This is a genomic window from Tepidamorphus gemmatus (assembly GCF_004346195.1).
GTDB classification, from domain to species: domain Bacteria; phylum Pseudomonadota; class Alphaproteobacteria; order Rhizobiales; family Tepidamorphaceae; genus Tepidamorphus; species Tepidamorphus gemmatus.
Genome location: NZ_SMAK01000011.1, coordinates 101,670 through 109,616 on the forward strand (window position 1 = coordinate 101,670; position 7,947 = coordinate 109,616).

General features: G+C 67.2%; 8 protein-coding genes and 3 tRNA genes. 9 read left to right on the plus strand and 2 right to left on the minus strand.

Annotated features, from left to right (window positions below; genetic code table 11):
* The first annotated feature begins 13 nt into the window (after positions 1-13).
* From EDC22_RS15455 to EDC22_RS15470, 4 genes are all read left to right on the plus strand, one after another.
* The gene (locus EDC22_RS15455) at positions 14-1,543 is read left to right on the plus strand and encodes an ABC transporter substrate-binding protein (protein WP_132807582.1); all 1,530 of its coding nucleotides are present in this window, start codon (positions 14-16) and stop codon (positions 1,541-1,543) included.
* Complete coding sequence (locus EDC22_RS15460) at positions 1,540-2,475, plus strand: ABC transporter permease (RefSeq protein ID WP_132807583.1); 936 nt, start codon at positions 1,540-1,542, stop codon at positions 2,473-2,475. The genes EDC22_RS15455 and EDC22_RS15460 overlap by 4 nt, the downstream gene beginning before the upstream one ends.
* Positions 2,476-2,549: 74 nt before the next feature.
* Positions 2,550-3,317, plus strand: a complete 768-nt coding sequence (locus EDC22_RS15465) for an ABC transporter permease (protein WP_245499792.1) — start codon at positions 2,550-2,552, stop codon at positions 3,315-3,317.
* The gene (locus EDC22_RS15470; RefSeq protein WP_132807584.1) at positions 3,314-4,735 is read left to right on the plus strand and encodes an ABC transporter ATP-binding protein; all 1,422 of its coding nucleotides are present in this window, start codon (positions 3,314-3,316) and stop codon (positions 4,733-4,735) included. Before EDC22_RS15465 ends, EDC22_RS15470 begins: the two co-directional genes overlap by 4 nt.
* A gap of 48 nt (positions 4,736-4,783) precedes the next feature.
* On the opposite strand, the gene EDC22_RS15475 is transcribed toward EDC22_RS15470, so the two are convergent.
* A tRNA-Thr gene (locus tag EDC22_RS15475) sits at positions 4,784-4,858 on the minus strand.
* Between the two features lie 435 nt (positions 4,859-5,293).
* Here EDC22_RS15475 and EDC22_RS15480 point away from each other — a divergent pair.
* Together EDC22_RS15480 and EDC22_RS15485 are read left to right on the plus strand one after the other, a co-directional pair.
* Positions 5,294-5,731, plus strand: coding sequence for a hypothetical protein (locus EDC22_RS15480; protein WP_132807585.1), 438 nt, complete (start codon positions 5,294-5,296; stop codon positions 5,729-5,731).
* Between the two features lie 175 nt (positions 5,732-5,906).
* Positions 5,907-6,164, plus strand: a complete 258-nt coding sequence (locus EDC22_RS15485) for a hypothetical protein (protein ID WP_132807586.1) — start codon at positions 5,907-5,909, stop codon at positions 6,162-6,164.
* Between the two features lie 101 nt (positions 6,165-6,265).
* On the opposite strand, the gene EDC22_RS15490 is transcribed toward EDC22_RS15485, so the two are convergent.
* A complete protein-coding gene (locus tag EDC22_RS15490) occupies positions 6,266-6,976 on the minus strand; it encodes a TrmH family RNA methyltransferase (RefSeq protein WP_245499793.1) in 711 nt (236 codons plus the stop codon).
* Positions 6,977-7,247: 271 nt separating this feature from the next.
* Here EDC22_RS15490 and EDC22_RS15495 point away from each other — a divergent pair.
* From EDC22_RS15495 to EDC22_RS15505, 3 genes are all read left to right on the plus strand, one after another.
* Positions 7,248-7,332, plus strand: a tRNA-Tyr gene (locus tag EDC22_RS15495).
* Between the two features lie 11 nt (positions 7,333-7,343).
* Positions 7,344-7,417 (plus strand) — tRNA-Gly (locus EDC22_RS15500).
* Between the two features lie 146 nt (positions 7,418-7,563).
* Positions 7,564-7,947: GTP-binding protein (locus EDC22_RS15505; protein ID WP_132807588.1), on the plus strand; the 384-nt coding region annotated here is incomplete at its 3' end.

The window sequence follows — 7,947 nt, forward strand, 5'->3', positions numbered from 1 at the left end:
TCCGGAGAATGTCATGAAGAGAGCTCGTATGGCTCTGGCTGCCGTCGCGATGTCGGCGATCATGTCGCCCTTCGCCCTGTGGGCCGAGGATCGGACCCTGACCGTCGTCGCACCATGGGAGATCAAGGGCTTCGACCCTTCTGTGACCGGCTATGCGTTCACCCGCATGGAGGTCGCGGAGACACTGATCGAGATCGGTGACGATGGTCTGCCGATCCCAGCGCTCGCGGCGTCGTGGATCGTGAGCGAGGACGGCCGGACCTGGCGGTTCGATCTGCGCCCGAACGTGACCTATCACGACGGGTCCAGGATGACGGCCGCCGATGTCGTGCATTCCCTGGAGATCGCCCGCGGCAAGCCGGGCGTTCTCGACAAGGTGCCGATCGAGTCGATCGAGGCAGTCGGCGATGCCGCTGTGCTCATCCGGCTGTCGTCACCATTCTCGCCGCTGCTCGCCTTCCTGGCGCATACCTCGGCCCAGATCCTGGCACCGGCCTCCTACGCGGCCGACGGGTCCGTGACGCAGATTGTCGCCACGGGTCCCTACAGGATCGTGAGCGTGGAGCCGCCGCAGCGATTCACCATGGAGCGGTTCGACGGGTACTGGGGCGAGAAGCCTGAGATCGCGCGCACGATGTTCCTTGCGGCCGGTCGCGGCGAAACCCGGACACTGCTCGCCGAAAGCGGCGATGCACAGATCGTCTTCAATCTCGACCCGGCGAGCCTGCAGCGGCTGGCTGGCAACGACCGGCTCGAGGTTCGGGCGGTGCCGCTCCCGCGGGTGATCACGATGAAGGTGAACGCGGCCTATCCTCCGCTCGCCGATGCGCAGGTGCCCCGGGCGCTCAGCCTCGCCATGGATCGTCAAGGCATCGCTTCGGCGCTGCTGCGTCAGCCCGATGTCGCCGCCTCGCAGCTGTTTCCGCCCGGAATGGCCGCCTGGCACAATCCGGACCTTGCACCGCTGACGCATGACCCGGAACGGGCCAGGAAAATCCTCGCCGGCCTCGGCTGGATGCCGGGCGCTGACGGTATCCTCGAGAAGGACGGCGTCAGGCTGGCCTTCACGATCAGGACCTACCCGGACCGGCCCGAATTGCCACTTGTGGCAACGGCGCTCGAGGACCAGTTCCGCGAGATTGGCGTCGATGCGACGATCGCCGTAGGCAATTCCGGTGACATCCCCGCTGGCCACCAGGACGGGACGCTGGAAGCGGCGCTGATCGCCCGCAACTTCTCGCTCGTTCCCGATCCGCTCGGCACGCTGATGCAGGATTTCGGCGCGGAGGGCGGCGACTGGGGCGCCATGAACTGGAAGAGCGACGCGCTGATCGCAGCAATTGATACTGTCCTGACGACGGGCGACGCAGAGCTGGCGGAGGAGCAGCGGCGCGTCATCGCACGCATCCTCCAGGACGAACTGCCCGTCATCCCGGTCGTCTGGTACGTGCAGACGGCTGCAGTGTCCAAGGATGTCGAGAACTTCTCGATCGATCCCTTCGAGCGCAGCTACCGCCTCTCGCGAATGAGGTGGGCAAGGTGATCCGGCTGGTTTCTTACCGGGTCCTGCAGGCCGGTCTCGTTGCGGTCATGGTCGGGGCACTGACGTTCATCATGGTCCGGAGCCTGCCCGGAGACATGGCCTTCCGCATCGCGGCCGGCCGGTACGGTTACGATCTCGTCGACGGTGCGGCGGCCGAACAGGTCCGCCGCGAGCTCGGCCTCGACCGGCCGGCGATTGCCGCCTTCGCAGACTGGCTCTGGAGCATGGCGCGCTTCGATCTCGGGGTGTCGCTCGTCTCGGGCGTTCCCGTCGTCGTCGAGATCCGACACCAGCTCGGCCATTCGGTCGAGCTGGCGGTGGTCGCGATCCTCCTGTCGATGGTGTTGGGGCCGCCGATCGGCGTTCTGGCTGCGATACGGCCAGGCGGACTGTTCGACCGGCTCGTATTCGTCGCAACGGTCGGGCTCAGGTCGTTGCCGCAGTTCGTGATAGGACTGCTCTTGATCTATGGCCTCTCGGTCCATGCAGGCCTTCTGCCCGCGGCAGGACACGGCGGGGCGCGCTTCACGGTCCTGCCGGCCCTGACGCTCGCGCTCGGCCTTGCCGCCGTGTCCAGCCGCATCGCCCGCGACGCGACGATCACCGTGATGGCCTCCCCCTACTACAGGTTCGGCCTGACCAAGGGCCTGCCGCCTGGCGAGACGTTCCGGCGTCACGGCGTGCGCAACATCGCCGTTCCCGTCATAACCTATCTGGGGGTTCAACTCGTCTATCTGATCGAGGGTGTCGTCGTCGTCGAGACATTGTTCGCCTGGCCCGGGATCGGCCATGCGCTCGTCCACGCCATCGTCGCCCGCGACGTCCCGATGATTCAGGGCACTGCCCTGGTGATGGGACTGATGTTCGTGGTGCTCAACGGGCTGGTCGACCTCGTCTGCCATCTCATCGATCCGCGCCGGAGAGCTGCATGATTGCTCCGACCGAACCATTCTCGGCACAGGTTCCTTCTGCCGGGCGGATGGCCGGTGCCCGCCCGAGAGCAGGCGTGATTGTTGGAATCGCCATCCTGATCGCACTGACAGCATTCAGCCTGCTGACGCCGCTCGTTGTCGATGGCAGTCCGACGGGCCAAAACCTGGCGCAGACGCTGCAGCCGCCCGGTCCGGGCCATCGGCTCGGCACCGACCATCTCGGTCGCGACATGGCGCTACGGCTTGCCGCGGCGATCCGCGTCTCGCTGTCGGTCTCGATCGGTGCCACGATCGTGGCCGCCGTGCTTGGCGTCGGGCTCGGGGTCCTTGCCGGTTCGCGCGGCGGGCTTGTGGACCGCCTGCTGTCGACGGCTGCGGACATGGTGCTGGCGCTGCCGGGGCTGCTGCTCGTCCTTTTGATTATCGCGATCGCACCCGGCAGGTTCTGGCCGCTCTATCTCGGCATCTCGCTGGTGCTGTGGATCGAATACTTCCGCATGGCGCGCGCCATCACGATCCGTGTCGCCGCGTCGCCGGCAGTGCAGGCCTCGCAGCTGCTCGGCTTCGGACCAGTCTATGTCTTCCTGACCCACTACTGGCCGCAGATGGCGCCGATGATCCTGACGGTCGGCGCGTTCGGGGCCGCGACAGCGATCCTGTCGGTGGCCGCTCTCGGCTTCGTCAATGTCGGGATCAGGCCGCCGACGCCGGAACTCGGGCAGATGATGATCGAGCTTCTGCCATATTACCACGAGGCGCCGTACATCATCGCCCAGCCGATTCTCGTGGTCTTCCTGCTGGTGCTGTCGCTCAACCTCATTGCCGGTGGCAAGGCCCGATGACCCTACTGATCGAGACCCGTGAACTGGCGGTTGCCGCTGCCGACTCGATTGTCCAGCCGACGTCGATCCGCGTCCGCGCGGGCGTGCCCTTCACCATCCTCGGCGAAACCGGTTCGGGCAAGACCCTGCTCGCCCAGGCAATCGCCGGGACGCTGCCGGACGGTCTGGTGGCGCGGGGCGAGATCCTGATTGCCGGCCGGCCGGTCCAGGACCTTGCGGTCCACGAGCGCCGCGCGCTGTGGGGCCGGGAGATTGCCATCCTGCCTCAGGAGCCATGGCTGGCGCTCGATCCGACGGCGCGATCGATCGATCAGGTTGCCGAGGTCTATGAGGTCGTGCGCCGCAGGCCGGCGGACGGAGCCCGCGACGATGCGGTGGAAGCCATGCGCAGCCTTCGCCTCGAGGGCGCCGGCCGGAAGCTGCCCTCCGAGCTGTCGGGCGGCATGGCCCAGCGGGTCGCCCTGGCAGCGTCGCGGGCGGGCGGGGCACGCATCATGCTTGCCGACGAACCGACAAAGGGGCTCGATGCCGCGTTGCGCGACGGCGCGATCGACCTGCTGCGCGAGGCGATGGGCAGCGAGGGCGGCCTGCTGACGATCACACACGACATCTCGGTGCCGCGACGGCTCGGCGGCGAGGTGGCCATCATGCTCGCGGGACGGATCATCGAGCAGGGGCCAGTGGAGGATGTCCTCCAAAGGCCGCGGCACGACTACACGCGCCGTCTCGTTGCTGCCGATCCGGCCAATTGGATTCGGCGCATTGTCCCGGAGCGGTTCGGCGATCCGGTGATCGAGGCACGCGGTCTCGCCAAGTTCCGCGGCGGGCGGCTGCTGTTCTCGGGCCTGTCGCTGACGATCGCACGCGGCGAGATCGTCGGGGTCGTCGGGCCGAGCGGATCCGGCAAGAGCTCGCTCGGTGATCTCGTGCTGGGGCTTATCAGGCCTGATGCGGGGTCCGTACGGCGGGATCCGCGCATCGCGCCGCTGCGGTTCCAGAAACTCTATCAGGATCCGCCGGCGGCCTTCGCTCCGCAGCTGACCATCCGCCGGGCACTGGCCGACCTGGTGGCGCGCCACCGCCTCGACGCGACCCGCATCAGTGATCTGATGCGGCGGCTGAGGCTGTCGGACGGGCTCCTCGATCGTCCGCCCGGTGCGATCTCCGGCGGCGAATTGCAGCGCTTCGCGCTGCTGCGGGTCCTGCTGCTGAAGCCCGCCTTCCTGTTCGCCGACGAGCCGACCTCGCGTCTCGACCTGATCACCCAGCAGGAGATGATCGAGCTGATCGTCGAATCGGCACGCGAGGAGGGGTGTGCCGTGCTGCTGGTCAGCCACGATCGCGATCTGATCGACAAGACCGCCGATCGCGTGCTGGCGCTGGAGGGCAGCTGGATGGATCGCGATGCCGTGGCCTGACCGGTCGTCGCCAGGGAGGCAGATGCGTGGCGGTCGGCTTGAAGGACGTGGTGCCGGCGGAGAGGATCGAACTCCCGACCTTCGGTTTACAAAACCGCTGCACTACCGCTGTGCTACGCCGGCCCCGGATCGCCGACGCACAATAGAGCAATTTCCGGAGCTGTGAAAAGGCGTTCTCCGTTCGCAGCTGCGACGCCACGGCAGGTCAGGGCGGATCCTGAATCCGTTGAACGATGCAGCGTCCTGGCGTCGAACGGCGGCGAGGTCGACCGTGGGTAGCCAAGGTGTTGCCCACAAGGGACACCGTCGATGTGCTAGACTTCGCCATCTGGTCGGGCCGGGATGGTCATGCCGGTGTGGTGCCGCCGCAGGCGGGCGCCTGCAGTCCTCCGCGCGGCAGGCGGCGCAGGCTTTGCGGCGGTGTTGCGGCCTTGCGTGGCGTTGGCACGGTGGCGAACTGTTCAGATGTGCGGTGGCATTATGGGCGCCGCAACGAAACTGCAGAGCCAGCCGGGGACGGCAGCGCCGGCCTCGAGGCGGTGACCATGGAGGCATGCGATGAAGGAGTCATATTCGACAGCGTTGCGGTCGGCAATCCTGGCGGCCATCGTCCTCCTTGGCGGGATCGCCGCGACGCCACAGCCTGCCCGTGCCGACGGTAGCGCGGTGGCCGCTGCCGCGATCCTCGGCGGGGGTGCCGGATTCGCCCTGGGGGCGGCGTTTCCCTTCAATGCGGGCTATGCCTACAGCCCGACCGGCTACTGGTATGTCAACGACCCCGCGCACTACCGCTATCCGACGGCCTATTACCGCTGGTATGCGCCGGCCGGCGGCTACATCTATGTCGGCCCGAACTGGCGCTACTGGTACCGGAATCGACAGGTGGTCTACGCGCCGACGCCCTATTTCGTGACCCCGCCACGCGCGTACGTCTATTACCCGCCGATCCCCCACGGTTACAGCCCCAACGTGCCTCCGGCAGGCGGCTACAGGTGATTGGCAGCAGGTGATTGGCTGAGCGTGATCGGGTAGGGCGCGGCGGACCGCCAAGAGCGGCCACGCGTTCGGCCGCGTCAATCGAATCGCGTCTGCTGACCGATAGGATGACGTCGCAGCACTACCCGGAGTGGGCAAGACTCAACCCGGTCCTGGGCTTTCCGAGGAGACCTCTATGAATGCGTTCCGCCGTCTCGCCCTTGCCGCATGCCTGTGCGCCGGTGTCGCGCTCGCCGGCCCGGCACTCGCCCAGGACTGTGACGCGATGCTGGGGCAAATCGACCAGCTGCTGCAGACCGCGACCCTGATCGACGAGCAGCGCCAGCAGGTGCTGGATCTGCGCGACGAGGGCATGGCTGAAACCACCAGGGCCGGCGGCGACTGCACCGGTGCGTTGCAGCAGGCGCTCGACATCCTGACGGGCAGCAACTGAGTTCGGATCGCGGCGCGGTCCTGGGCGCCGGATCGTCGGCGGACCGGCCCCGGCCGGTCCACTTGGCCCCCCTGGGATCGCCTTGACCCCGGGATTGCCGGTCAGATCTCGGACCGTCGGGCGGCGATTGCCCGATCGGCGATATAGAGCGCCAGAGCGGCGGCGTTCGAAACGTTCAGGCTCGGCATGGCACCCGGCATGTCGATGCGCGCGAGGCGGGCGCAGGTCTCCCGCGTCTTCTGTCGCAGGCCCTTTCCCTCCGCGCCCAGCACGAGGGCGAAGGGTTCGGCGATCGGCACCATCTCCAGGGGCGCGTCGGCCCCTGCGTCGAGCCCGACGGTCAGTACGCCGGCCGCAGCGAGCTCTTCCAGCGCCTTCGACAGATTGCGAACCCGCACGACGGGCACCATATCGAGCGCTCCGGCTGCCGATTTGGCCAGGACGGCGGTCTCCCGCGGGCTGTGGCGCTCGGTCACAACCACCGCATCCGCGGCGAAGGCGGCAGCCGACCGCAGAACCGCTCCGACATTGTGGGGATCGGTCACCTGGTCGAGCACCAGCAGCCGACGCGCGGCCGCAAGATCGCCGATGTCGGGTTCGGCCAGAGGCTCGCAGTAGAGCAGGCAGCCCTGATGGACCGCATCATTGCCAAGGAGCCGGCCGATCGCCGCCGTCGTCGTCTCCTCGACCTCGACATCCGGCACGACGCCCATCTCGGCAAGACGCCGCAGCGCGTTGGCGGTGGCCAGCAGGCGGTGGCGGTTGCGGGCAGGATTGGCGAAGGCCGCGGCCACCGGATGCAGGCCGAACACTGCATGCGGCTGATCGGCGGCCGGTGGCCGGCCGGTGCGGCTGCTGCGAGCCCGTTGACGGGCCGGATTGTGGTGGCGCGATCTGCCGCGCGGTGGGACAGGGGTGCGGTCTCTGGACATCGGCGATTTCTGTCAGGTCATGCGGCTTTGCGGAAGGGGGCTGTTGACATCGGCTCTGAAGCTTCCCATAAAGCGGTCCACGCTGCGCCGAGCGGTTGCGGCGGCGGGATTCCGTGTCTCGGCTCATAGCGCTTACCTGGATCAGGAATGTGGAGGGGTGCCCGAGTGGTTAAAGGGGACGGGCTGTAAACCCGTTGGCTTAGCCTACGTTGGTTCGAATCCAACCCCCTCCACCAGATCTAATCGCGCGGGTGTAGCTCAATGGTAGAGCAGCAGCCTTCCAAGCTGACGACGAGGGTTCGATTCCCTTCACCCGCTCCAGGTCGCGCTTGCCGAATGGCGCGATCGCCGCGGTGACCGGGCCGGAGAGACCGGCGGGCGCGGCGGCTGTACCGGATGTGCGGACCCGGCACGTTGTCCAGGCCGCTCGACAACACAGGCAGAAGTACCACGGGACTTAAAGAGCAATGGCCAAAGCGAAATTCGAGCGGACGAAGCCGCACTGCAACATCGGGACGATTGGTCATGTTGACCATGGCAAGACGACGCTGACGGCTGCGATCACGAAGTATTTCGGGGAGTTCAAGGCGTACGATCAGATTGACGCGGCGCCTGAGGAGAAGGCGCGCGGGATCACGATCTCGACGGCGCATGTTGAGTACGAGACGGCGAGGCGTCACTACGCGCATGTGGACTGCCCTGGTCATGCGGACTACGTGAAGAACATGATCACGGGCGCGGCGCAGATGGACGGTGCGATCCTTGTGGTTTCGGCGGCGGACGGTCCGATGCCGCAGACGCGGGAGCACATTCTGCTGGCGCGTCAGGTTGGTGTTCCGGCGCTTGTGGTG

Coding starts and splice junctions, on each gene's coding strand:
- EDC22_RS15480 (WP_132807585.1), top strand. CDS start 5,294: ATGAAGGAGTCATATTCGACAGCGTTGCGGTCGGCAATCCTGGCGGCC.
- EDC22_RS15470 (WP_132807584.1), top strand. CDS start 3,314: ATGACCCTACTGATCGAGACCCGTGAACTGGCGGTTGCCGCTGCCGAC.
- EDC22_RS15455 (WP_132807582.1), top strand. CDS start 14: ATGAAGAGAGCTCGTATGGCTCTGGCTGCCGTCGCGATGTCGGCGATC.
- EDC22_RS15485 (WP_132807586.1), top strand. CDS start 5,907: ATGAATGCGTTCCGCCGTCTCGCCCTTGCCGCATGCCTGTGCGCCGGT.